General features: G+C 62.4%; 26 protein-coding genes and 1 tRNA gene. 12 read left to right on the plus strand and 15 right to left on the minus strand.

Annotated features, from left to right (window positions below; translation table 11 throughout):
- Positions 1-8 precede the first annotated feature (8 nt).
- Positions 9-803 carry a DUF1206 domain-containing protein gene (locus ELY13_RS05290; RefSeq protein WP_126172843.1) on the plus strand — a complete coding sequence of 265 codons (795 nt, stop codon included), beginning with the start codon at positions 9-11 and terminating at the stop codon, positions 801-803.
- Between the two features lie 277 nt (positions 804-1,080).
- On the opposite strand, the gene ELY13_RS05295 is transcribed toward ELY13_RS05290, so the two are convergent.
- Both ELY13_RS05295 and mutL read right to left on the minus strand, forming a co-directional pair.
- Positions 1,081-1,491, minus strand: a complete 411-nt coding sequence (locus ELY13_RS05295; protein WP_126172844.1) for a hypothetical protein — start codon at positions 1,489-1,491, stop codon at positions 1,081-1,083.
- A 163-nt stretch (positions 1,492-1,654) separates the two neighbouring features.
- Complete coding sequence (mutL, locus tag ELY13_RS05300; protein ID WP_126172845.1) at positions 1,655-3,469, minus strand: DNA mismatch repair endonuclease MutL; 1,815 nt, start codon at positions 3,467-3,469, stop codon at positions 1,655-1,657.
- A gap of 180 nt (positions 3,470-3,649) precedes the next feature.
- On the opposite strand from mutL, the gene ELY13_RS05305 reads away from it, so the two are divergent.
- The 8 genes from ELY13_RS05305 to ELY13_RS05340 all read left to right on the plus strand — a co-directional run bounded on the left by ELY13_RS05305 (position 3,650) and on the right by ELY13_RS05340 (position 10,907).
- A complete protein-coding gene (locus tag ELY13_RS05305; RefSeq protein WP_126172846.1) occupies positions 3,650-4,699 on the plus strand; it encodes a rod shape-determining protein in 1,050 nt (349 codons plus the stop codon).
- A gap of 58 nt (positions 4,700-4,757) precedes the next feature.
- Positions 4,758-5,726 (plus strand): rod shape-determining protein MreC, encoded by a 969-nt coding sequence (mreC, locus tag ELY13_RS05310; RefSeq protein WP_241233548.1) that lies wholly within the window; start codon positions 4,758-4,760, stop codon positions 5,724-5,726.
- On the plus strand, positions 5,723-6,280 hold the full coding sequence (locus ELY13_RS05315) for a rod shape-determining protein MreD (protein ID WP_164549700.1): 558 nt from the start codon (positions 5,723-5,725) through the stop codon (positions 6,278-6,280). Before mreC ends, ELY13_RS05315 begins: the two co-directional genes overlap by 4 nt.
- A gap of 7 nt (positions 6,281-6,287) precedes the next feature.
- Positions 6,288-8,291, plus strand: coding sequence for a penicillin-binding protein 2 (gene mrdA / locus ELY13_RS05320; RefSeq protein WP_126172848.1), 2,004 nt, complete (start codon positions 6,288-6,290; stop codon positions 8,289-8,291).
- Positions 8,291-9,409 (plus strand): rod shape-determining protein RodA, encoded by a 1,119-nt coding sequence (rodA, locus tag ELY13_RS05325; protein ID WP_126172849.1) that lies wholly within the window; start codon positions 8,291-8,293, stop codon positions 9,407-9,409. Before mrdA ends, rodA begins: the two co-directional genes overlap by 1 nt.
- A gap of 88 nt (positions 9,410-9,497) precedes the next feature.
- Positions 9,498-9,573 (plus strand) — tRNA-Lys (locus ELY13_RS05330).
- A gap of 87 nt (positions 9,574-9,660) precedes the next feature.
- The gene (locus tag ELY13_RS05335) at positions 9,661-10,386 is read left to right on the plus strand and encodes a DUF4145 domain-containing protein (protein WP_126172850.1); all 726 of its coding nucleotides are present in this window, start codon (positions 9,661-9,663) and stop codon (positions 10,384-10,386) included.
- A gap of 77 nt (positions 10,387-10,463) precedes the next feature.
- On the plus strand, positions 10,464-10,907 hold the full coding sequence (locus tag ELY13_RS05340) for a hypothetical protein (protein WP_126172851.1): 444 nt from the start codon (positions 10,464-10,466) through the stop codon (positions 10,905-10,907).
- On the opposite strand, the gene ELY13_RS05345 is transcribed toward ELY13_RS05340, so the two are convergent.
- From ELY13_RS05345 to ELY13_RS05400, 12 genes are all read right to left on the minus strand, one after another.
- Positions 10,904-11,560, minus strand: a complete 657-nt coding sequence (locus tag ELY13_RS05345; protein ID WP_126172852.1) for a hypothetical protein — start codon at positions 11,558-11,560, stop codon at positions 10,904-10,906. The two genes, ELY13_RS05340 and ELY13_RS05345, sit on opposite strands and share 4 nt — an antisense overlap.
- A gap of 210 nt (positions 11,561-11,770) precedes the next feature.
- Positions 11,771-12,187 carry a DUF6950 family protein gene (locus ELY13_RS05350; protein ID WP_126172853.1) on the minus strand — a complete coding sequence of 139 codons (417 nt, stop codon included), beginning with the start codon at positions 12,185-12,187 and terminating at the stop codon, positions 11,771-11,773.
- Positions 12,188-12,273: 86 nt separating this feature from the next.
- Positions 12,274-13,557, minus strand: coding sequence for a phage major capsid protein (locus ELY13_RS05355; protein WP_206435983.1), 1,284 nt, complete (start codon positions 13,555-13,557; stop codon positions 12,274-12,276).
- A gap of 37 nt (positions 13,558-13,594) precedes the next feature.
- Entirely contained in the window at positions 13,595-13,990 is a 396-nt protein-coding gene (locus ELY13_RS05360) for a hypothetical protein (RefSeq protein ID WP_126172854.1), read from the minus strand.
- Positions 13,991-14,004: 14 nt separating this feature from the next.
- Complete coding sequence (locus ELY13_RS05365) at positions 14,005-14,244, minus strand: hypothetical protein (protein ID WP_126172855.1); 240 nt, start codon at positions 14,242-14,244, stop codon at positions 14,005-14,007.
- The gene (locus ELY13_RS05370) at positions 14,237-14,689 is read right to left on the minus strand and encodes a P27 family phage terminase small subunit (protein ID WP_126172856.1); all 453 of its coding nucleotides are present in this window, start codon (positions 14,687-14,689) and stop codon (positions 14,237-14,239) included. Before ELY13_RS05370 ends, ELY13_RS05365 begins: the two co-directional genes overlap by 8 nt.
- Positions 14,690-14,954: 265 nt before the next feature.
- Positions 14,955-17,141, minus strand: coding sequence for a bifunctional DNA primase/polymerase (locus ELY13_RS05375; RefSeq protein WP_126172857.1), 2,187 nt, complete (start codon positions 17,139-17,141; stop codon positions 14,955-14,957).
- A gap of 223 nt (positions 17,142-17,364) precedes the next feature.
- On the minus strand, positions 17,365-17,796 hold the full coding sequence (locus tag ELY13_RS05380; protein WP_126172858.1) for a hypothetical protein: 432 nt from the start codon (positions 17,794-17,796) through the stop codon (positions 17,365-17,367).
- On the minus strand, positions 17,793-18,173 hold the full coding sequence (locus ELY13_RS05385; protein ID WP_126172859.1) for a hypothetical protein: 381 nt from the start codon (positions 18,171-18,173) through the stop codon (positions 17,793-17,795). The genes ELY13_RS05380 and ELY13_RS05385 overlap by 4 nt, the downstream gene beginning before the upstream one ends.
- The gene (locus ELY13_RS05390; RefSeq protein WP_126172860.1) at positions 18,173-18,361 is read right to left on the minus strand and encodes a helix-turn-helix transcriptional regulator; all 189 of its coding nucleotides are present in this window, start codon (positions 18,359-18,361) and stop codon (positions 18,173-18,175) included. The genes ELY13_RS05385 and ELY13_RS05390 overlap by 1 nt, the downstream gene beginning before the upstream one ends.
- 68 nt (positions 18,362-18,429) lie before the next feature.
- Positions 18,430-18,906, minus strand: a complete 477-nt coding sequence (locus tag ELY13_RS05395; RefSeq protein WP_126172861.1) for a hypothetical protein — start codon at positions 18,904-18,906, stop codon at positions 18,430-18,432.
- Positions 18,899-20,140, minus strand: a complete 1,242-nt coding sequence (locus tag ELY13_RS05400; RefSeq protein WP_164549701.1) for a tyrosine-type recombinase/integrase — start codon at positions 20,138-20,140, stop codon at positions 18,899-18,901. The genes ELY13_RS05395 and ELY13_RS05400 overlap by 8 nt, the downstream gene beginning before the upstream one ends.
- A 399-nt stretch (positions 20,141-20,539) precedes the next feature.
- Between ELY13_RS05400 and ELY13_RS05405 the strand changes: the two genes are divergently transcribed.
- The 3 genes from ELY13_RS05405 (at position 20,540) to ELY13_RS05415 (ending at position 23,988) form a co-directional block, all read left to right on the plus strand.
- Entirely contained in the window at positions 20,540-21,268 is a 729-nt protein-coding gene (locus ELY13_RS05405; protein WP_126172863.1) for an SDR family oxidoreductase, read from the plus strand.
- A gap of 8 nt (positions 21,269-21,276) precedes the next feature.
- The gene (locus tag ELY13_RS05410; protein ID WP_126172864.1) at positions 21,277-22,425 is read left to right on the plus strand and encodes an alpha-hydroxy acid oxidase; all 1,149 of its coding nucleotides are present in this window, start codon (positions 21,277-21,279) and stop codon (positions 22,423-22,425) included.
- A gap of 858 nt (positions 22,426-23,283) precedes the next feature.
- Positions 23,284-23,988: a M48 family metallopeptidase gene (locus ELY13_RS05415; RefSeq protein WP_206435984.1), complete on the plus strand. Its 705-nt coding sequence runs from the start codon at positions 23,284-23,286 to the stop codon at positions 23,986-23,988.
- 17 nt (positions 23,989-24,005) lie between these two features.
- Here the strand turns inward: ELY13_RS05415 and ELY13_RS05420 are convergent, their stop codons facing one another.
- Entirely contained in the window at positions 24,006-24,527 is a 522-nt protein-coding gene (locus ELY13_RS05420) for a flavin reductase family protein (protein ID WP_164549702.1), read from the minus strand.
- Between the last annotated feature and the right edge of the window lie 47 nt (positions 24,528-24,574).

Consider the following 24,574-nt stretch of genomic DNA (forward strand, 5'->3'; position numbering starts at 1 on the left):
AGAGTGCGATGGTAGACAAGTCTGAGAAGTTTCGCTGGCTGGCACGGCTGGGGTTTGGCACCCGAGGCGTTGTTTACATCCTGATCGGCTACCTTGCCCTCGTTACCCCGTGGAAGACCGAAGGGACCAGGGGAAGCCTGGAATACCTGCAGGACCTTCCGCTCGGCACCACGCTCCTGTTCGTCTGTGCCGTCGGCTTGTTAGGTTATGCATTGTTCCGGCTGGGTTCGGCTCTGTTTGATTTCGAACACTACGGGAGTGATGCGAAAGGTGCGGCACACCGGTTTGCGCATGGCGTCAGCGGCATTGCCAACCTCGTGCTTGCTTATGCTGCGTTCCAGTTCGCGACGGGGGCGCGTCAGAGCGCCTCCGGTGACGGAGCGCAGGCGCAGGAAGCGGCGCAGACAGCTCTATCCGTTGATCTCGGCGGGTTAGCCATCGGTTTGATCGGGCTGTTTTTCCTCGCTTCGGCCTTTGACCAGCTGAAGAAGGCCGCGACCGGTGATTTCATGCGGCGTATCTCGCCGCGCGCACCGGATTTCGTCGAGTACTTCGGCCGGGCCGGCTACGCCGCGCGCGGTGCCGTGTTCGCAGTGATCGGCTGGTCCTTGATCCGCTCGGCCTGGTTCTCCAGCAGCGCAGAAGTCAAAACTCTGGGGGAAGCGCTGGGTTCACTGGGGGATCAGGGGATTGTTCATACGCTGATTGCGCTCGGGCTGTTGTTGTTCGGTCTCTTCGGTCTGTTCCTTGCTCGCTACCGGATCATCCAGGATCCCGATTCGCTCAGCGGAAAAGCGCACTAGCGCACGGGCGCGCGGCTATCGTTAGAACGCCGCCGAGAGGAGGTGGAGGCTGCATCGGAGGGGTCGCCTCCGATCAGCCAGACGCAGTGTCCGCACGCGGCCTGAGGTCGACTTTGCACTCAGCGGGATGCTTCAACAGGGTCCGGGCTACCAACAGGGTCTGGGCCGAAGGTGTCATTTCCGCCCGAACAGCTTCTCGACATCCCCCATTGAAAGTTTCACCGAAGTGGGAGCAGAAAACAGCGAATGTCCGCGATGGGTGGAAAGGCGACACTCGTCAGTTGCCGCTCAAGACAGCTTCGCCTGCCCGATGCTCACGCATCTGGACCAACTCATGCCGCAGCGCCTCCAGTGAGGCGTAGTCGGTCTGGAAGGTCGAGCGCAGGAAGTGCTCTGGCTCGTAAAGGTCTCTGATCCCGACGCGAACCTTCAGGTCTCCTGTCGGGCTGGATTGCTCGACCCGAAGGCTAAGAACAGCATCCGGCTCTTCCGCTTGGCCATATCCCCAAATCCATTCGGCGGAGTCCCCGAGAGGATAGCTTTCGAGCTTGGAGATAATCCCCGGCAACTCGTTCAGATTGGACCAGAAGAACCCGGAACCTGAAAACTGAGCGGTTCGCACGTCGAACCAGAGTTGCCCCACTTCGTCGGCGGGGTCAGGCATGTAGCGAAGAACCAGAGTGCTCATCGCGCCAATAGATCGGATGGCGCGAATGTCTGCAATGGGTCGTTTGCAGACATTCGCAATCATGGAAATGGTGTGGCTTTGGGCGGGAGGTCCACCTGCCGGTGACAAACCACGGTAGTTCCACCCTGAAGTGGCGGAATGGTGCCTATTGGTGTAAGTGCTTCTATTTACGGCCAAATAGCTTCTCGACATCCCCCATTGAAAGTTTCACCCATGTGGGACGGCCGTGATTGCACTGGCCGGAACGAGGAGTCCGCTCCATCTCGCGCAACAAGGCATTCATCTCCGCGACGGATAGGGTGCGCCCTGCCCTGACCGATCCGTGGCAGGCCATGGTGGCAAGGACATAGTCGATTTTTTCGTCCAGCAGCAGCGCCTCTCCATGACGGGCGAGATCGTCCGCAAGGTCCTGCAGCAGCTTGTGGGGGTCGCCTGAACGGATTGCAGGCGGCAAGGCGCGGACCAGCATGGCGCCGGGGCCGAAGCGCTCAATCGCCAGGCCCAGATCCGCGAACCGGCTGGCCTGCTCCTCCAACCGGTCGCAATCCGCTTCGTCCAGTTCGACCACTTCAGGCATCAGCAGGGGCTGGCTGGCCGCAACCTTGTCGCGGGCGCCCGCCGTGCGCAGGCGCTCAAGCGTCAGCCGTTCGTGCGCGGCGTGCTGGTCGACGAGGACGAGCCCATCCGCCGCTTCGGCCACGATGTAAGTCTTTGCGATCTGGCCGCGAGCGATCCCGAGCGGATATTCGTCCGCGTCTTGCGGCATTTCTTCCGCTGGTTCAGCTCGACCCTGCGGCACGGCCATGGCTTGTTCGTCTTGCGCACGCCATGCGCTCCCTGCTTCTCGCACGGCGGGCGAATGAACCGTCCAGTCGCGATCGAACATCGAGCGGAGCGCAGGAGAGGAGTCCACATTCGCGGATCCCGAGGGTGTGGGTTCCTGCTGCCATCGCTCCATTGCCGAAGCGTCGGGCCCCTGCGCGCTTCGGCGATCCCCAGTCGAGAGCGCCCGGCGCAGGCCGGAGACGATGAACCCGCGCACCCCGCTTGCGTCGCGAAAGCGCACTTCGGTCTTCGCCGGATGGACATTGACGTCGACATCCTCTGGCGGAAGCTGGAGGAACAATGCCAGCACCGCGTGCCGGTCCCGAGCGAGCATGTCGGCGTACGCCCCGCGCACGGCTCCCGTCAGCAGCCGGTCCTTTACCGGGCGACCGTTGACGAACAGGTACTGGTGGTCGGCCACGCCGCGATTGTAGGTCGGCAGCCCGGCCAGCCCGGTGAGGTGCAGCGCGTCCCTCTGGAACTCGATCTGGACAGAGTTGTCGGCCAGTTCGCGCGCGATAATCTGCGCGACCCGCGATTCCACGCTTTCCCCGCCCTGGAGGTTGAGAATACGCCGCCCGTCGTGCTCAAGGACAAAGCCGATGTCCGGTCGAGCCATGGCAAGGCGCCGGATGATGTCGAGGCAGGCTGCATACTCGCTGCGCGGCGTGCGCAGAAACTTGCGGCGGGCCGGAATGCGGTGGAACAGTTGTTCCATCCTCACCCGGGTGCCGAACGGCAGTGCTGCCGGCCCTTCTTCCAGTACGTCGCCGTGGTCGATCGTGCGCTTCCAGCCCTGCCTTGCCCCCGTGGGGCGGCTCTCGATCGTCAGGCGCGCCACGCTGGCGATCGATGGCAGGGCTTCTCCCCGAAAACCGAGGGTGCGGACGTGTTCTATCGCCTCGTCCGGCAGCTTCGAGGTCGCGTGCCGTTCCAGCGCGAGGATGATTTCTTCCGGCGCCATGCCGCAACCGTCGTCCGTCACTTCGATACGGGACAAGCCGCCTTCGCTGATGGTCACCGCGATGCGCCGAGCCCCTGCGTCGATGGCGTTTTCCACCAGTTCCTTCAGCGCGGCGGCGGGGCGCTCCACCACCTCTCCGGCGGCTATGCGGTTGATCAGCGTTTCAGGGAGGCGGCGAATGATGGGCATCGACCGGAGCGATAGCGGCGAAAATCCCATAATTCGAGGTTATCGGGGTAAAACACCTTTCTGCGGGCACAATTTTTTTAGCCTTTGGTTGCACTTCACGTTAAGGAGCCGCACTTGTGCCGCGTTCGCGGTGGTCCTGGGCGGCAACCCGCGTAAAGTCCCGAAACTACGGATAACTCGATGAGCTCATTCTTTTCCCGGTATTTCAAGTTCGGATCCCAGAACATGGCGATCGATCTGGGCACGGCCAACACGCTGGTCTACGTCCAGGATCGCGGCATCGTGCTCAATGAGCCTTCCGTGGTTGCGATCGAAACCCTTAACGGCATCAAGCGGGTCAAGGCCGTGGGCGACGATGCGAAGCTGATGATGGGCAAGACGCCCGACAGCATCGAGGCGATTCGTCCGCTGCGCGACGGCGTGATTGCGGACATCGAAATTGCGGAGGAGATGATCAAGCACTTCATCCGCAAGGTGAATGGCAAGAAGACCAGCATGTTTCGCCCGCCGGAGATCGTCATCTGCGTGCCGTCGGGCTCGACCTCGGTCGAGCGTCGCGCGATTCGCGACGCCGCCTCCAACGCCGGTGCATCCGAGGTCTACCTGATCCTGGAACCGATGGCTGCCGCGATCGGGGCGGACATGCCGGTGACCGAGCCTGTCGGCTCCATGGTGGTCGATATCGGCGGCGGCACGACGGAAGTCGCGGTGCTGTCGCTGCGAGGCCTTGCCTACACCACCAGCGTGCGCACGGGCGGTGACAAGATGGACGAGGCGATCGTTTCCTATGTTCGGCGGCATCATAATCTGCTGATCGGCGACGCGACGGCGGAACGGATCAAGAAGGGCTACGGTATTGCCACCGTTCCCGCTGACGGCGTGGGTGAGCTCATCACCATCAAGGGGCGCGATCTGGTCAACGGCGTGCCCAAGGAAATCTCCATCAATCAGGCGAACGTCGCCGAAGCTTTGTCCGAGCCCATTGGGGCGATCGTCGAAGGTGTACGGATCGCGCTGGAGAACACCGCGCCCGAGCTCGCTGCCGACATCGTGGACCAGGGGATCGTGCTTACCGGCGGCGGCGCGCTGATTCAGGGCCTGGACGCGCACTTGCGCGAAGAGACCGGTCTGCCGGTCAGCGTCGCGGAAGACCCGCTGACCTGCGTTGCGCTTGGCACGGGCCGCGCAATGGAAGATCCGATGTACCGCGGCGTTCTGATGACCGCATGATGGGATCTGTGTCTTAGAAAGGGCGGATTAGATGGCGCCGCCACTCCGCCGCTCGACAATGAACAAGAAGGCGCAGCTTGGCGTCTTCGCGGTCTATGTCATCGCCGGTATCGGCGCTCTGATCGGCGCCGCCTTGCTGCTCGTGTCGCTTTGGCGTCCCGGGACCTTTGCCGAATTGCGCGGAGCCGCGACCGACGTCGCGGCTCCCGTTGGCGAAGTCGGCGCAAGGGCGCGGACCGGCAGCCAAGGCGTGCTTGAGGCGATTTCCGGATTCTATCGTGCGGGCAGCCGGAATGCGGCGCTCCAGCGCGAGGTCAAGCTCGCCCGCGTAAAGCTGGCCGAAGCGGAGGCATTGAAGCAGGAAAACCGGCGCCTCAAATCTGTGCTGGGACTCGCCAGCCGAGGGCAAAAACCCGTTGCCGTGGCGCGGCTGATCGGTTCGACATCGGCGAGCGCCAGGCGGTTTGCCTATATCTCTGCTGGCAGCGGCGACGGCGTCAGACCGGGAATGCCCGTCACCTCCCCTATGGGGCTCGTCGGCCGAGTGCTGGAGACAGGCAGCCGCAGTTCACGCGTTCTCTTGCTGACAGACAGCGAAAGCATGGTACCCGTCCGAAGGGCGCAGGGCGATGCCGTCGCCTTTGCGGAAGGCCGGGCGGACGGTTCCCTTCGGCTGCGCCTGATCAATCTCGGGATCAACCCGATCGAACCGGGCGACGTTTTCGTGACCTCGGGCGCGGGTGGTATCTTCCAGCCGGGAATGGCGGTCGCCGTGGCGACGCAGATCACGCGTGACGGCGCCATTGCCCAGCTGCTCAGCAATCCCGCCGCAACCGACTTCGTCATGATTGAACCCATCTGGCAACAGCAGGCCGTCCGGTCGCTGAATGCGCCGCCGAGGGTTCCGGCTGAAATCGTCGATGACGAAACCTCCGCCGAGGCGCCAGTTACTGCTCCTGCGGGGGCTACCGCTCCTGCCACAAGCGATCAGCCGGCGTCCGGCCAGACCGCCGCCGAGGACGAATGATCTCGCGGCTCAACCCCCGCTCCAGACGGGACGCCTACGGCAGCAAGATCAACCGGGCGCACTCCCCCCTGTTGGCCCATGCGATCCCGTGGGGTTCGATCCTGCTCGGATCGCTGGTTCCGCTTCTGCCGATCATCTCATCGGCGCCGGTGGTGCCGCCGATGGGTTTCGTGCTGATGGTCACGTGGCGCCTGCTGCGTCCCGGCCTTCTGCCGTTGTGGGCGGGTGTTCCCCTTGGTGCGTTCGACGATTTGTTTTCCGGACAGCCGTTCGGCAGCGGAATCCTGTTGTTCTCGATGGCCCTGTTCGTGATCGAACTTCTGGAAGACCGCCTGCCCTGGCGCGGCTTCTGGCAAGACTGGCTGACCGCAGCAGTCGTCATTGCTGCCTATCTGGCGGCTGCAGCCATGCTGTCGGGCACGGCGATCACGGTTATACAGCTTACGCTAATCCTGCCTCAGCTACTGATGTCAGTCTTGCTATTCCCTCTGTTCGCCCGCTTCGTCGCCCTGCTTGACAGGTTGCGGCTGCTACGGGTGCGAAAGCTCGGCTAAACCAGGCATGACCAAGACTGTTACATCGACTGCGCTGCGCAACGACTTTGCTCGCCGCAGCTTTCTTGTAGGCTCCGTACAAGGCGGGGTCGGCCTGCTGCTGGCTGCCCGCATGGGCTACATCACGGTTGCAGAAAACGAGAAATACGAACTGGAGTCCGAAAGTAACCGCGTGAATCTGTCGCTGATTCCGCCGCGGCGCGGCTGGATTCTCGATCGCAACGGATCACCACTGGCATCCAATCGTGCGGACTTCCGCATCGATGTCATTCCGGAGCGGCTAGTCGATCCCGACAAGGAGATCGCAATCCTCGGACGCCTGCTGGATCTTCCACCTGCAGATGTGCAGGATATCCGCGAGCGAGTGGCCGAGGCTTCGGGATCGAAACCCGTGCAAGTTGCCGAAGGGCTTGGCTATGACAAGTTCGCCGCGGTCAGCGTCCGATTGCCCAATCTTCCGGGAGTGGTCCCGCAACGAGGCTATTCCCGGTTCTACCCTACCGGCCCATCTGTAGGGCACCTGCTCGGCTATGTCGGTGCGGCTTCGGAAGAAGAATATGACGAGGAGCCGAGCCCTCTGCTCCTGACCCCCGGCTTCCGCATCGGGAAGAGCGCGCTTGAAAAGCAGTTCGAACAGACACTGCGCGGCACCCCGGGCGCGCGCCGGTCCGAAGTTACCGCTGCCGGCCGGGTCGTGCGCGACCTGGAAATGCGCGAGGACGTTCAGGGCGATCCGATCCAGCTGACCATCGACGGCCCGCTTCAGGATTACGCGACGCGTCGGATCGGCAAGGAGTCGGGGTCGGTCGTGGTCATGGACTGCGTCACCGGCGACCTGCTCTGCATGGCGTCCGCGCCAAGCTTCGATCCCAATAGTTTTTCCCAAGGGATTGGCCGGGTCGAGTACAAGATGCTGGCGGACGACGAACGCGTGCCGCTGCGCAACAAGGTGCTGAAAGGACTTTATCCTCCCGGGTCGACCGTCAAGCCAATGGTTGCGACCGCGTTTCTGGAAGCGGGCCTCGATCCGGAGGCGACCACCTTGTGCACGGGCGGACTCCGTGTCGGTAACCGTGTGTTCCATTGCTGGAACCGCCGCGGTCACGGGGCCGTGAACATGGCGAAGGGCATCTACCAGTCCTGCGACGTCTATTTCTATTACTTCGCGCAAAAGATCGGGATGGACCCGATCGCGGCGATGGCCCGCCGTATGGGCATGGGACAGGAATTCCCGTTGCCTGTCGAAAGCCAGTTCTACGGCACCGTTCCAGACCCTGCGTGGAAGCTGAAGAAGTATGAGCGGGAGTGGCAGACCTACGACACCGTGAACGCCACTATTGGCCAAGGCTACATGTTGGCCAGTCCGTTGCAGCTGGGCGTCATGGCTTCGCGGCTTGCCACCGGCAAGGTGGTCATGCCCCGCCTGCTGATGGACAAGACCAAGCCCAATTTCGAATCCATGAACTTCTCGCCCGAACACATCGCCGCCATTCGCAACGCGATGAGCGACGTGGTAAACGGGCCCGGCACCGCCGGCCGGGCCAAGCTCCCGATCGAGAACGTTCTGATGGCCGGGAAAACGGGAACGGCGCAGGTCGTCAGCCTAAGCGTCTCTTCTGGCAAGACCGGTCCGTGGAAGTACCGCGATCATGGCTTGTTCATCTTCTTCGCTCCGTTCAACAATCCCCGTTATGCGGGAGCGGTGGTGATCGAGCACGGCGGCGGATCGGGCGCGGCCTATCCGGTCGCGCGCGATGTGATGACCTATCTGTTCGACCCTCCGACAGCTCTGGAAAAGCTTCACGAACTGGAAAAGGAATGGGGCGGAACGGCGCAGGAACGGCTTGCGTCCCGTTACGCCGCCTTCGCGTCCGCGGCAGGCGTCGATCTACCCCCTCCCCCGGATCAGGATGTGATAGCACAGCAAAAGGTCGACGCCGAAGCGCGTGCGGGACGTGAGCCCGAAACGCCTATCACGCGCGCCATCTCGCCGCGGCCGGAGCTGACCTAGTGAATCTGTCTTTCGTCCCCGCGCCGCTGGCGTTGCTGCCGTGGCGCATAATCTTCGCACTTGTCGCGCTGACCTGTTTCGGAGCGCTGGTCCTCTATTCCGCCGCTGGCGGATCTTTCCAGCCTTATGCTTTTGCTCAGCTGGTCCGCTTTTCGGTGTTCCTCGTGCTGGCATTCGGTATGTCCCTTCTGCGGCGCGATCTCGTGTTCCTGGCGGCGTACCCGGTTTACGGCATCGTCGTTGGCATGCTCGTGCTGGTGGAAGTCCTTGGTGCCGTGAAGGGCGGAAGCCAGCGCTGGCTGAACCTGGGCCCGATTGTCCTCCAGCCTTCGGAGCTGATGAAACCAGCCATCGTGCTGGTTCTGGCCAGCTTCTACCACTCGCTTCCCGCCGGACTGGTGGGCAGCTGGCGCGCCCTCGTTCCCGCCGCGGTGCTGATGGGCATACCCATCGCCCTGGTGTTGCTGCAGCCGGATTTGGGCACGACCATCTCCATTGCCTTCGTCGGCGTGATCGTGATGTTCCTGGCGGGGCTTCCGATGAAGTGGTTCATTGCCGGCGGGGTCATGGCAGCCATTGCCGCTCCGCTGCTCTACTTCTTTGGGCTGCATGATTATCAGCGCCAGCGCGTGACCACCTTCCTTGATCCGGAAAGCGATCCGCTGGGGACCGGATACCACATCACGCAGTCGGAAATCGCTATCGGTTCGGGTGGAGTGTTCGGCAAGGGGTTCGGCAATGGATCGCAAAGCCATCTGAACTATCTGCCCGAAGCGCACACCGACTTCGTGTTCGCCACCATGGCTGAGGAATGGGGCCTTGCCGGCGGGCTGTTCGTCCTGCTGATATTCGGGATGGTGTTGCGCTGGGGGATGCGAGTTGGGCGCAACGCGCCAGATCGATTCTCCCGACTGATGGCTGCCGGGATGACGGCGACGATCTTCTTCTATGTCATGATCAACACGATGATGGTGATGGGACTTGCTCCGGTCGTGGGCATTCCCCTGCCCTTCATGAGCTATGGTGGATCATCGATGCTGACCAACATGATCTGTATCGGCACGCTGATGATGATCGACCGCTGGAGCCGTCAGGCCCGCCCTCCAAGTTACGGCTGATACAATCCGTTTGCCCCCTTTTCTTTGGCTGAGGGGGCGCTATATGGGCGTCTCCCGACGATTCGTCGGGCCGCGGTTAGCCGCAAGTGGACGCATAGCTCAGTTGGTAGAGCAGCTGACTCTTAATCAGCGGGTCCTTGGTTCGAGCCCAAGTGCGTCCACCATTTTTCAAAGACTTAGCGGAGGTGGAGATTGGCAGCGCAGCTCCAAGGTATCCGGCTAGGTAACGATTCGCGCGAAAGCGGGCGGACGTGAACTTCACCTGCCCCCACTGCGGGACCGTTCAAGTTGCCACGGACGGCGCATCTGCGTCGGGCGATCTTGTGCTTGAGCCCGGGAAATCTCACGAAATGGGGGCGAAGGGAAAGTCCATTGAGGTGACTTGCGGCGTCGTCCGGTGTGCTAACGAAAACTGCAACCGATTGACGGTGGACGTTGTCGCCCATCCGGGTGCGTATGGTGAGTTTGGCTATCGATCTACCGGAGATCAGATTTTCGGACAAAGAGTCTATCCAAAAACCTGTGGCAAGCCATTCCCGGAGGGCGTTCCAGCGGCAATGCTCGCGGACTACAATGAGGCTTGGTTGATCGTCGATCTAAGCCCCAAGTCGTCCGCAACATTGGCGCGCCGTTGTTTGCAAGCGATGATCCGCGATTTCTGCAAGATTCGCGAGCGAACGCTGTACCAGGAAATTGAGAAGCTAGAGCAGAAGCTACAGGTCGATGAGCTTCCGAAGGGAGTTGAGCCCGAAACCATTGCCGCAATGAGGGTGCTGAAAGACAAGGGCAACATCGGCGCCCACATGACCGAGGTGAACGGCGTAATCGTTGATGTTGAACCCCAGGAGGCGGAACAACTCCTGGGGTTAATCGAGATGCTTTTCACAGATTGGTATGTTGCGCGGCACAAGCGACAGCAGAGCCTCGCAGCGATCGAGGCGATGGCCAAAGCTACCCCCGGGCGCGATGCGCACTGAACCGCTTTCCCCCGGTAAATCCCCGCTCGAGTGGGCTTTCCCTTGTGCGGGTGGATTTATTCCGGAATGAATATGCGATGCTTCCTGTCGAAAACATATCGATCGTCCGCGCCCGTGATCTCGAGCCCGGCGACTTCGCCTTTGTTCACGATATTGATCGCCCGGTGGTCATCGGCCAGGATAATGACTTCAGTATCGCCGTGATCTTGGATCTCGAATCTGACTGGCCGGTCTGCGAAAGCGTAGATCTGCGCGGGTTTGCAACGAAGATCCACGGCTGGAGCATTGAACTCGAACCACGCGGGGCTGAGAAGCTGGATACTGCCGATGACAAGATCCTCAGCTTGACACTTTCGCGCCGCGGACTTGGGGTGGTCGGGCTACCGCCGTCCAAGCGGGGCTGGACCGTTGTGAATCTGAAGGAAGTAGAAGGCCCTGATGAGCCCCACATTTACCGAAAGTGGAGGGCAGTCTCCCGCACAGGTGAGCGGGTGGAGGAACTGTTCGCGAAGACGGTTTAGCCGGCGCAGATCGCACTTTTTACCGGCTCACCCCACTCCTTCACAGCGCGCGTTGTAACGCCCGCCCGCGTCACCTCATGCTCCAGCAGCGTTCCGCCGATCCCGTAGTACGGCGCGATGCCCGGCTTTTCACAGTCGATCGGATGCGCCCGCTGAATTTCCGCAATCCGCAGCATGGCATCAGGGGTTAAGCCGTTCGCGACGATTTCCCGCACCTTGGGGTTTGCAGCCTCGCTGCTAACGACGTCGCTGATTTCCTGCGCGGCGAATGCAGGCCAGGTGTTCCCGTTCGCATCCGTTCCATCCTCAGAGTGGATAAGGAATAGCCGGGCGCTATCCGTCTCGTAGCACCAGCCCGCCACCAGGAGCCGCGCCAAGGCGATTCCCGGCTGCACCGTGACGAACTCCCGCAACGCATTCTCGCAGGCTTCCAGCAAGCCACCCAGCATAAGCGAAAGCTTGCTTCCGATCTTCTCCATGATGCGGTTCGGATCGCCGCCGACTGTCGTCATCGCCACGATGGACGGAAAGAGCGGCGTCTCGAATGCTTTCGCGCCGTAGCCAATCACCTTCCCAGTGTGGGGATCGGTCCACGCGGTATCCGTCCAGATGCGCGCTCGGCCGCCCATCGCCAGGCCGTTCATCAGCGTCATGTTTTACTCCGAAGTTGACGGGCGGTGCCCTGTCGATGATTTGCAGTCCGATGGCACTTGCGGGAGCCGGCATCGAGCCGATCGCGGCGATCTGACCGAGCGTGACACCGCCAGCCACAGTGGTTGCCATGCCGGCTGCAGCAAAGGCGCCGACGCCGGTTGCGATCAACGCGGCAGCGCCAGCGATCATCCCGATTGTCTTCACCGCCTTCATGTCCGCCATGCTCCGTCCAGTTGATCCAAGGTAACGTCGAGCGTGACCATTTCTGGCGCATCCTCGCGCCAGCCAAGCAACTTGCGCGGCCCGGCGCAGACCAGGATTGCGCCGATCCCATCCGTGCTCCGAACGACAGCCAAGTCGCCCATCAGCATTTGCGCCGGCGTGATCCTCAGCAGGGTGGCATCGAGCATTTCCGCGACGTTCGACCAGCCGCGCTTTTTCATCTCACGCACCGCGGCGAACTCGCTCCGGATGCGCGGGATGGTCGGGACTTTGTGTCCCATCTGCTTCAGGTGAAATCGCGCCAGATGCAGGCAGGTGATCCCGGTCCGCCAATCCGCAGCCTTTCCCCGATACCGGGCCATCGTCATTTGGGTCGCTGCCTGGCGGCGAACAAGCTCGTTCATCGGCTTGGCCTCCTATCATGCGAGGTGCGGGGCGACGGCAGAAAGGAACAACCGCCGCCGCCCCTAGGCGCCCTCACGCCTGACTCTTACGTGGCAGTTGCGATCGTCAGGAGACGGATCGCGCGGGGGTCTCGAACCCCACCGCCGACGCGCTTGGTCGTGTAAAACTTCACGAACGGCTTGTTGGTGAAGGGATCGCGCAGCACGCGGATGCCAATGCGGTCGTTGATCAGGTATCCGGCCGCAAAGTCGCCAAACGCGATCGGCATAGCGGCGGCCGCAATATTCGGCATGTTTTCGTCTATCTCAACCGGGCGCCCCAAAAGGCGCGGCGGTTCATCGGCGATCAAACCTTCGCGCCAGATATAGTTACCTTGGCCGTCCTTCATCTTCGCGATGTAGGCGGCCGTCTGGCTGTTCATCAGCCAACTTGCGTTCTGCCGGTACGGCGCGGCGAGCTGGTACTTGAAGTCCACCAGCGTGTCTCCGGTCGGAATATCCGTTGCGCTGCCGCTGTTGAACCTGACGATGTTGCCGCCCGGGTGCTGTCCATCCGACGCGCCGCCGGTGACATAAGTCAGAAGCCCGCGGGGCTTGTTCACGCCATCGCCAGCCAGGAAGGCGATACCTTCCTGCCGATCAAACTCGTCCGACAGTTCGGTTGCGAGCCAGTCTTCGACGTTCAACACGGAATCGTCCAACAGGCGCTGCGTCGCCGCAGGCTCGGCGTAGATTTCCCCAGTCGCGAACTCGAGCGGCCGAAGGTCTGCAGTCTCGGTTGCAGGACGTGCCGCAGTTTCACCGACCCAGCCCGAACCCCAGCCGCCGGCGTTCCACAAGGTAGTGTAAGCTCCGACACCGGTCTGCTTGACCGTAGCCAAGCGCCGCATCGGACTGCGAGCCAACTGTTCCTTCAGGATCTTGCGATCCCATTCGACCGGAGCGAGATAGCCTCCGCTCGAATTGTCGCCAACGGACATGGCCGCCTGAATGGTCGCTCGGGTGCCTTGCGCGTTCGCTTCCTTCAGCGTTGCCTCGGCTTCGGTCGACCCCTTCTGAAAATAGGCCGCGAAGGTCTTGGTGTATTCGGGCTCCGGCGAGATTTCGCCGCCGATGCCGTTGAGCTTTAGCGCCGCGCTCTGCACAGCGCCTTCGTCCAGCGCCGCTTCGATACGGTTTTGCCGCTCATCGTAGTGAGCCTTAAAATTCGTGAACGCCGCGTTTAGGTCTTCGATCGAAGTGATGTTCCCCGGTCGCGGTGCCTGGGCTCGAACGGCCAGAAGCCCACGCTGGAGCGCGCGGGGAGTGGGCGGAATGTGGTAGCTTTTCAAAACGTCGTCCCTCCAGAGATGTTGAAGAGACAATTCCACCCCTGCGCTGACAAAAAACCGGTTTAGGTCAACAATCTCACCCGGCTTGAAGATATTTGCGATAACGACGGGCCAGGACGGAGGCGACGGCTTCCACCGTGGCCCGGTCTTCGTGCCGCCATTCGCGTTCGGGCAGACGTTGCCCGCCTCGCGCCTCCAAGCGTTTCACCCGCTCGGCAACGATCAGGGAAGCGGTATCAATCTCCGCATCGGCCGCCAGGATGTCGACAGCAGAGGGATCGAGCAGTCGCAGCGCCGCGATCATGGCTTCGGCCGGATCAGCATCGATGCGCCGCATTGCCTCCGCTGCCACGGTTTCCGCGAGGCGGGTGGCTCGACAGGAAGCGGAACCGCGATCACCGGCCGCTTCGATCACAGCCACCCGCTCCAAAGCAGGCCGGCGCGGGCGGGCCATCGCATAGACCCGGAGCATCCCGCGCCTCTGCATCAGTGCCTCGCCGCCAGCAGCTGCCGCTCGATCGTATCGATTGCGTCCCGCATCCATTCGACAGCCGCGATGGGATTGCCGTGCAGTTTGCTGGCCAGGTCGTGTGTCGCGTAGAGCGAGGCGATCAGCGCATCGATCGGTTCAACGCCACGCTCCACCAGCTTTTCGTGCAGCGACCCGTGCAGGCGTTGAGCCATTTCGATTACCGGCCGGACACGCGCGAACTCTTCCTCAGTCATCGTTCTTTTCCTTCGTTGGTACGCTTTTCAGATATTGATCGGCTGCGCCTGGCTTCCGCTTGGGCTTGGCGACCTTGCCGCCGCTCGCCCGCCGCCGGGGTGAAATGGTCAACTCGCCCTCGATTGCCGTCGCCATCCGGCTTGCCGCCTGCATCGCGGTCCACCACGGCGAATGCATCGGGGTCTTCGTCTTCGGGGCCGGCACGATCGCGCCTTCGCTGGCCACCTTTGCCGCCGCCCGATCATAGGTGACGTATGCGATCACCAGCCGTTGCAGCGCATGCGCGTTCACGATCGATAGCTTTTCGTCTCGCTGCAGTTCGTCGGCGGCTGAATTCCAGTACCTCGACGCATTCGCCCGATCGGCTGCCGCATCACTGCCGGGAAAGATTTCCTGCCAGTCGGGTTCGGGCGGGCGCCCTGCGCTGCCCTCGATCAGTTCCATGTCGAACCTTTCCGGGGGAAGGTCCCCCCATTGTTTTTTGCTTTCGGTGCGCACGGTGGGCCAGCAGTGGTCATGCTAACCTCCAATTCAAAGGTTTTGGTACGGGGGGTGTGCTTGGTGGTGGTCAGTGTGGTCAGTGAAGTCAGTGATCGCGCATTATCTCTCCACTCCTCTCCCACGTGTGCGTACGCTTTGTTGAAAATCAGGAGGTTAAGGGATCTAGAGTTGATAGGGCTTAAATGGTGGATCACTGACTTCACTGACTTCACCTCCCGGCCAGTGCTTCGGCAGCGGTGATCTGGTCGCGTGGCGACAGCGTCTTCCGCGCGTAGATCGCGCAGCGTTTCCCACCCACCTTGAACAGGCCGTCTTTCGCATGGCGGTTGCGAACGGCGACGTATCCGCACTCCTCCAGGCGATGCGGAATCCGGCGACTGTTCCGGCGATCAGCAAGCCAGGCGGTGAACTCCGGGTGCGCTGCTGCTGCTATGGATGGCACAGTAACGGCATCCGGTGAGCCCAGCGTGTCCAGTGCATCGGCTAGTTCTGCATCTTCGGGCGCCTGGTTCGAGGAAACGATGTCCCAAAACGCCGGCGTCTTCGGGGGCGGAGCCTTGGCGTCGAAGCTATCGATCGGCAGCGCGGCGAGATAGGCCGCGATGTGCCCGATCCCGCCTTCAGCATACCAGCGGTACAGCCGGGTCCAGTAGTCGGCCGGGAAGGCGTCGCGGGTGCAATCGGACCAGGCGACATAATGCCGCCGGTCATCGGCTGGCAGATAGATGCCATCGGTCTTGTGGTTGGTCGTGACGATCACGCCGCAGACATTGAACACGCTGTATTCGCGAACGTGCTTTTCATCCACGCGCAGCACGTCCGGCGGAGCGGCCGTGTAGGTCTTCAGGTGATCGTAAAAGGCGAAGCGGTCGACGTCGCCCAAGTCACGGGCTTCGCTGACGCGTAGGATCACCGATTTCACGAAACCATTGAAGCGGCCGAGCATGTGCTGCGGTGAGACTTCGGCGAAGTTCCACGGGCCGATCGCTGCCTTAACCGGCTCAAGGATCGTGTCCTTCCCGATCCCTTGCGCGCCGCCCATGACGATCGCGTGATTGATCTTCTCCTGGGGTCGCTGGACGCGATGCGCCAGCCAGCAGATGAGGTGTTCCGCATCATCGGGATAGACCTGCCGGACGTGCTCGATCCACGGTCCAGCCTTGCCGGGATCGCCGTGGATCTCGACCGGCGGACGGTAGAGATTGAAAACGCTGCAGCCGGGCCGATCGATCCAGCCGCCATCGGAGATAAGCCGGCCACTGACGACTTGCGGTTCCCCCGGTGCCCAGGTCAGCTGCTCAACCGGACGGTTCCGGTCGAGCCACTGGTTAGCCGACAATTCAACTTGGTCGCCCTTCTTGTCGACCACCGGCTCGCCTGCGGCATTCACCAGCGGAACGGGGGGAATGCGGGAGTTGACGCTGGAGGCAGGCCAGAACTCACCAGAGGGCGCAAAGATGTAGGAATGCGCCGGCATGTAGGCGCGGAAGTCCTGCAGGGTCACGCCGCGCTCGCCAGAAGAGGTACCTTGCGGTCGCACGTGTTGGCGCTTGGGCGGGTCGCGCGGCTCCGTCAGTCCCTTGGCGAAGCCGCTGTCGATCGTCGGGCCGATCTCGTCTGCATCAAGCCCGATCGCGGCGGCCGTCGCGTGAAGCCGCCGCTTGACCTCGTTCTCGTCCAGGTGCCCGCCCGCGACGATTTGCCCTAGCTTCAATGCCGCATTGTTCAGCGCCTGATTGCGCCTCCCTTCTGGCGAGCTTGCAAGCGCCGCCGCTTCGTTTCGCAGCGCAGCCTCTGCCCAAGATCCAGCCGGATTGACCGGGAACGGGCGAACGTTGCCCGCCCCAGCCGTAACCATATGGTGACAGGTGGTCTGCCCACCGATATCCAGCAGAGTCAGCAGCCATTCCGGGGCGGGCGCGAGGTCGAATAGTCCCGGCGGGTTCTCCCAGGCATAGGTGAAGCCGGAGGGGTGTACGCTCCGCGGCGCGACGACATAGCCGCCGTCTCCGCGAATATCCCATCCCGGCAGCAGTCCCGTGCGGTTGCCGATCGTGCCGCCCGGGTGCTGAAAGTAGACGTGCTTTCCCTTGGACGTTCGAACCGTCGGCGTGTCGGGAATGCCGCGCCGCTCCGCCTCCGCGACCGCTTCCTCGCTGTCCAGGTCGAGGACCAGAATGCCGGAAACAGCCCCGGTCACAATGCCCACATTGGACGGGCGTGAAGCCCACTTCCGAACTGTGTCGAGGGATGCACGCTCGCTCTGGAATTGCTTCCACGGAATGGCTGACTTCTTGCGCCTGAACGGGATAGGAAATACGCTGAAGCCCAGTGCGAACGGCACGCGCCATTCTTCAGGCAGGTCGAAGTCTGCCGCTTGTGGTTGCGCCGTCATTGATCGGCCTCCCCGGGTTCATTCAGCTTGAACCCACGCCCGGTCTGTTCTGCGGCCTTTCGTCCGTAAGTGACCGCTGTTTCACGGTCGGACGAACTCGCAACGGCGGTGCGTAGCGCCTGGGGTCGCGAAGGCGTGACAATCTCAACGATCCACGCGCCTCGCGCTCGCCGGACCGTGTAGAAAGAGGGTGCGGCGGTGGGCAGGCGGATCACATTGGCGCTCATCGGTCGCCCCCTTCGAGCCGATATTTGCGCCCGCAAACGTCCTCCCGCTCCAGCGTGCGGCAACTCGCCTGCCTGATCCGATCCCGGTGCGGTCGCATCAGTTGGCGGTCGTCTGCATCCTCGATCGGGAACGCGCCTGCCGTCTGGTCGAGAGGATATTCAGGAAAAAGGCGTTCGTCCTGGTCGTTGTCCGGATCGGCCGTGGTGCAGCCGGGGCCGCGATCCATCGTCAGGAACCATGCGCAGGGCTCATCCTCTGCACCGCTTCCGTCGGCTTCATCGCCATCAGGCTCAAGATCAGGGTCGCCGTCGATCGCGTCCAGCGCGTCGATTGCAGCTTGTATCGTCCGCTCCACCGCCTCGCGCGGGGCGACTGGGACGCCCATGATGAATCCCAAGATCGGGGGCAGTTTGATCGGCGCGCTCATGACTGCGCCTCCAGGATCAGGATGCGTCGCGCATCCTCCGTCAAAAGGGCCATGATCGGGCTCGCCATGTACCAGCCGTCGTGGATCTCTTCCTCGACGATGACAGCGATCTTGGAGCCTAGATCTTGCGGGTTGCGGCAAGGGGTGAGCAACAGGCGGTTGAGCGCCTCGGTGTGGATATCGCAGAGGCGGCTAGTCTCAGCTTCGTACGCCTCGTGCTGACCATCTTGGGGCTCACGCGCGCAGTGCAGATCCATCTCAGCCTTGGCGAGACGGAAGCTTGCGAGAAGACCGCTCCAGGTGCTATCAGGCTTCGCGTAGCGACCAACTACATCCGAAGCCCCTGCGCCGTTGGCGTGGGGGTTTTTCGTTTCCATTATGCCCCCTCCCGCTCAGCGATCCGCGCCATGATCCAGGCGTCGATCTCGTGGTCCGGCCAGGCATTGAGCCTGCCGGACAGCTTTACGGGCCGCGGGAACTGGTCCCGCTCGAGCAGTTCATAAATGCGGCTGCGGGAAAGCGCTGTGCGCTCTTTCACCGCGTCTAGTCTCAGGAGAGTAGTCATCGCCGTTCCTCTTTTTTGAAGGTCCGGCCATGTTCATTAGCGGCATCTGGACGCCGCGCATCAAGTGTTCAGTCTTGGTTATTCGACGAATTTCGAGACGCTAGCCACCGCCGGCGGCTGGCTAACCAGGAAAAAATCTCTGCTCGGCTTAGGTCGAACAGTTCCACTGCCTCGAGTACCGCCTGCTCTTGCTGTTTTCCGGCAGATATCTCGGACTCGACCCAGCCGGCCACTTTGCGGCCGTGCAGCGCGCGTTCGTGCGTGTTTATCGGCTTGCCCCGCCGCGCGCGCTTGAACTCCAGCTTGTAGACTGTCTCCCCTTCACCTCTGATTGCACCGGCGAGGCCGATAAGGACGAGGTGTAATCCGGAGAGAAAGTTGTCATCGGCGCGGCTCAGGCGATCATTCTCAGCGATCAACTTACCCAGTTCCTCCTCGGCTTCTTCGAGGTAGTCGAGCACGCACTCCAACGGCTCATCACCTTGCAGCGCCCACCAGGCAAGCCACTCCGCGCCGACCGAAGGGTCTCGTTTCGTGTCAGCCATGGATCGCCACCACATTGGTCGCGTTCACGCCCTTCACGATTCCCTCCAGGTGCCGCGCCCAAGCATCCAGCGCAGCCCGCTTTTCCACTTTCCAGTCGTGGCGTTGATAAACGCCCGCGATCCCTCCCCGCGCCCCGCTTACATGGTTCAGGACTGCTTCCGTCACCTCGAAGCGTACCCCAAGCCGCTGCAGTCCCGTGGCGACGGTCCGCCGGATATCGTGAAGGGTCCAGTGCTCTCCCCCTTCCCGCTCCAACTTGTAATCCATTGTTTCACGGAATCGCGCTTGCGCTTTGCTGAAGCCACTCGGACCGTTCTTAGGATTGCTCCGCGCCGGGAACAGCTTCTCGCTGCCTTCAACCTCTGGGATCTGCTTCAGGACCTGCAGCGCTGGCTCTGACAGCGGGACCAGGTGAGGAACACCGTTCTTCGCCCGCTCGGCTGGAATGATCCATTCCTTGGCCTTCAGGTCGAACTCCGCACGATCGGCGCTAAACACTTCATCGCGCCGGGCGCCGGTCAACATTAGCAGCTTGAGCCCCGGCCCCCATGGTGAGGGTTCATCGCTTGCCACCTGCCATAGCGCTGCCAGTTCGGCATCCGACAACACCCTATCCCGCGCCTTCGGCTTGCCCGGACGGCCGGCATCCCGGCACGGGTTTGCGTCCAGCCGATCCAGACGCGGCAGCGCCCATGTGTAGAAGGCGGACAGCTGGGCATGGACTGCGCGTGCCATGGTCGGCGCGCTTTCCGCGATGCCGTCAATCAGTGCCGTAATTTCAGCCCGGGTCACGCTGTCGGCGAACCGATCCCCGATTTCGGGCAGGACATAGCCGTCGAGGATGCGCTTGATTTCCCCGTGCGAGCGCAGATGGGCCTTGCTGGTAAGGTACGCGGGAACGAGCGCTCTAATGGTGCCGGCGCTGCCCTCCGCGCGCCGCTGTGGCGTCGGCGGCGCCTTGCCCGCTTCAAGATCGCTGAGGAGTACCCTCGCCTTCCTGCGAGCCTCTGCGATCCCGAACCGCGGCCCATATCGCCCAAGCGTGATGTTCTTGATCTTGCCGCCCACGCGCTTGCGCAGGATGAATGTTTTCGCCCCGGTCTTGCCGACCCTGACCCGCAAACCAGGAACATCGCTGTCGCTGTGTTCGGTCTGTCCGATCTTGGGGGCCTTCAAAGCCTTCAGCTTGGTGTCGGTCAGCTTGCCGCCACCTTTGTTACCTACAGAAGTCATCGGCCTCATCCTCTAAGCGGGTCCCAAGGACGATACCTAAGGTAACACATAGGGGCAAATACTTTCGGATCGCCCCGGACCCAACCGGACGAGAAACGTCGATATTCTGCGGGGTGTTGGATGCACCCGGATCGCTCTGGACCCCTATGTCGATAACTCTTAATCAGCGGGTCCTTGGTTCGAGCCCAAGTGCGTCCACCACTTTCCTCAAAGACATGCAGGAAACCGACCGGTGTTGCGCCGACGGCTAAGGCCGACATCGGCCGTAGCCGAGGATCCGCTCGCGCAGCTCCAAACTCACAATCTCGACTGTTGCTGCTTCGGGGCTTCGCCTGAGGATTTGCCCTCTGGCCCCTGCCTGCTAAGTCCCGACAAGAACATCGGAAGCAGGAGGATGTGGTGAGCGTTTTGCAAGGGCGGGTCGCTGTGGTGACCGGAGCGAGTTCAGGGATCGGGGAAGCGTGCGCGGTCTCTTTCGTCGAGAAAGGTGCGAAGGTTGTCCTTGCCGCCCGCCGGGCTGAACGGCTCGATGCGCTGGTGAAGCGGCTGGAGGGCATGGGCGGCCAAGCGCTGGCTGTTGCCACCGACGTCACCGACGAAGTCGCGGTGGACAACCTTTTCCAGCAAGCGGTGGATCGCTTCGGCACGGTCGACGTGCTGATCAACAACGCCGGAATCGCGGACAGCACCCCTGTCGATGAAATGGCGCTGGAACTCTGGCACCGGGTGCTCGAGACGAACCTCACCTCCGCCTTTCTGTGCTCACGCGCGGCCGTGCGGGTGATGAAGGGCAAGGGGCGCGGCCGGATCATCAACATCGGCTCGATCTCCGCCCGGGTGCCGCGCGCCAACAGCCCGGCCTATGCAGCCAGCAAGTGGGGGCTCGACGGGCTCACCCGCGCCCTCGCCATCGACGGGCGGGAAGACAATATCGCGGTGTCCATCTTCCATCCCGGTATCGTGGCGACCGAGATCGCACCGGGGGCGGTCAAGTTGCCGGACGATCTTGCCGCCGATCCAAAGGATATCGCGGACGTGATAATCCATATGGCCGACATTCCGGACCACCTGAACTTCTACGAAGGGATCGTGGTGCAGAACAAGATCCCGTTCCTCGGGCGCGGGTAGGCTTTGGCGTGGCCGGGGATTTCGGCTGCTACAACCTCGCCGATCTGCGGGAGCGTGCCCGGCGCAGGCTGCCGCACGGGATCTGGGAATACCTCGAGCGCGGTGTAGAAGACGAACGCGGCATGGCTGCCAACCGTGCCGCGTTCGATCACATAAGATTCCGGCCGCGCGTCTTGCGCGGGGTGCAGTCGATTGATCCTGGTACCAGCCTGTTCGGTCGGCAGACCCCGCTCCCGCTTGCAATTGCGCCAACGGGTGCGGCGGGGCTGCTGTGGTACCAGGGCGACCTGGCCCTGGCGCGGGCCGCAGCGAAGGCGGACGTTCCCTTCACCATCTCAAGCGCCAGCACCATGGACCTTGAGGAAATCGCCACGTCCGGTGCCCGGCTGTGGTTCCAGCTCTACTTCTGGGAAAACCGCGCGCTGTCGATGACCGTGGTCGAACGCGCATGGCAGCTGGGCTGCGAGGCGTTGCTGGTCACGTTGGATCTCCCGGTGCCGCCTAACCGCGAATACATCCAGCGCAACGGCTTCGGCACGCCGTTCAAGCTCAACCGCCGCAACACTGCCGCTGTCCTGCGCCGCCCTCGCTGGCTGGCAGGCGTAATGGGCCGCTATGCACTGACGGGCGGGATCCCGAGCCAGGCCAATCTGCCCAGGCACCTCCGGACCAAGGTCACCAAGGGAGCGCCACCGGGAGCGTTGTTCAAGCAGGATGATCTGGATTGGGACGGCGTTGCCCAGCTTCGGGACAGTTGGCCGGGCATGCTGGTCTTGAAGGGCATCCTGCGAGCCGATGACGCCGAGCGCGCCCTAGCCCTCGGCATCGACGGTGTGGTGGTCTCGAATCACGGAGGACGCGCCCTCGACGGATCAATTGCGTCGATCGAAGCTTTGCCCGCGATTTCATCGGCTGTCGGCGACCGCATGACGGTGCTGCTCGACAGTGGCATCCGCCGGGGCAGCGACATTATCAAGGCAGTCGCGCTTGGCGCTGACGCCGTTCTTGTCGGCCGCGCCCCGCTTTACGGTTTGGCGGGCGGCGGAGAAGCCGGAGTTTCGAGGGCAATTGATATCCTGCGCACCGAGACGGTGCGAACCATGGCAATGCTCGGCGCTCGGAACATCGGGGAAGTCAGTCCCGAAATTCTGGGCTGAATCCTTCGGGGGAGGCACTAGTCCGCTTCACGGCAAAAGAAAAGGCGGCGATGCTTGCGCACCGCCGCCTCCTCCTATTCCCTTTCGGCAGCCGATTACGGGCTGACGGGGCTGTCGTCGTCGTCGGTCACGGCAACCGCTACCACGGAGGCAGCGATGGCGACCAGCAGCAGCCAGCCATAGCTGGCGCCGGCGCCGAACATTCCGCCAGCCATGTTTTCAACATTGGCAGCCGACGAATCGCTACGAGCGGCCTGGACCTGAGTCGGAGCAACAGCTGCCTGGGCAGCAGTCGAACCCAGAACGGTGCCCGCAGCTGCGAGACCCAGAAGTGCTTTCTTAAACATAATTTGCAACCCTTCCGTACTTTCACCCGTGACGTATCACGAGCCTCCCATGCGTCAACCCTGAACGTCGACTTCTGGACGGCGCCCAATTACAGCGACGTACAAAGCTTGGCAATCGCGCAACGCCGTCGAAGGCGCCCGGACGGATCGGCATAGTTCAATCTGTGTAAGACGGGCAGTGAAGTGACCAAATCGGAGATGATCAAGGGATTGATTTGCTTCAAGATTGGTCGCAACCTTATTCACCATGGAACTAAGTGTGGCATTTTTAGCACTCTCGTCGCTTGTCTTTTTGGCACCCGCCGTCGCTCAGGAAATGGACGCGGTAACGGTGCTTCGCGTGCAGGATCAGCGGCTCGCAGCGATCGCTCAGCCGTTGTTGAGGGCAAACGATCGGTTGTGCCGCGAGCACATGCCCCTCACCGGGATTATTCTCCACAGTTCCGATCAGTATGCAGACGGTGCCGGAGACGCTTTCCCGGAAGGAGCGCCGGTGGCCATCTCTGCGATAGTGCCCCAGAGCCCGGCGGCTGAAGCGGGGCTTCTCCCGGATGACGGGGTGATCGCCATCAACGGGGCCTCCATCGAAGCCCCTGCGGCTGGAGAGCCGCACCTCAGGGACCGGGCTTTCGCGATGTTGGCTGCCACCCCAGCGGGAGCCCTCACTAGGATAGCGGTGAAGCGCCTTGGCGAATCCGCGGTGCACCAGATCGATGCGCCGAAAGGATGCCGCAGTCTGGTCGAAGTTCTGGCCGACGATCAGCCCAAGGCGCGCTCCGACGGACGCGTGGTGCAGGTAAGCTACGGATTTCTGGCGGCGGAAAGCGACCATTCGGTCGCCGTAGCTTTGGCGCATGAACTGGCCCATTCAATCCTGGAGCACCGCCGGCGCCTGTCGCAGGCGAATGTGGAAAAAGGCTTTTTTGGGGAGTTCGGAAAGAATCGGCAGCTCAACCGGCAGGCCGAAGTCGAAGCTGACCGGCTGAGCATCCATTTGCTGGCGAACGCCGGGTACGATCCAGCCATTGCCCCCGCGTTCTGGCGCTCGGAGCTCGGACGCAGGATGGGTGGAGGGTTGTTGCGGAGCGGCGCCTACCCTTCCCCGGAGCACCGGGCAAAGCAGCTGGAGGAGGAAATTCGGCTCTACCTACCTTCAGGTAGAGGCCTGAGCTATCCGGAGCATCTGCTGCGGATGCGTGAGCGGGCCATGCGCTAGACTTGCTGCTGCGACCGTCAGCCGGGTTGGCGCACGGTCGCGTCGCCGATATCGACGTAGTGCCGGTCATAATAGACCAGCGGCATCGCATCGTCCCGATGGCGTGCTGCGATCAGTTCCCCGATGAAGATCGTGTGGGTGCCAAATTCATGACAATGGGCGGTTCGGCAGATCAGGCTGGATTGCGCGGTGGCGAGCACGGGAACGCCGTGCATCTCTTCCCACGCGCCAACCGCGAACCGCTCATCCCCGGATCCGCCGCGCACGAAGTTATCCGCCACGTCACGGTTCGCAAGGCCCAGCACGTTGACGCAAAAGGTGGAAGCGCACGCAAGCGGTTCGTGCAGAGAAGCGCGGCGATTTACGCACACCAGCAGCGAAGGCGGCTCGAAGCTCAGGGAACTTACCGCAGTAGCGATGATCCCGTAACGGTCCGTTCCGTCGCCGGTGGTGACCGCATAAACGGTCGCCGCGACGTGGCGCATGGCATCGCGGAATGTCTCCAGCAGAGACTCGGTTGATTGCGTCTGTTCGCTCACCGCACCCTCATGCTTCGGGGTCAGACGGGCTTCAAGCGGTTTATACG

The organism is Altericroceibacterium xinjiangense (assembly GCF_003958635.1).
Classification (GTDB): Bacteria; Pseudomonadota; Alphaproteobacteria; order Sphingomonadales; family Sphingomonadaceae; genus Altericroceibacterium_A; species Altericroceibacterium_A xinjiangense.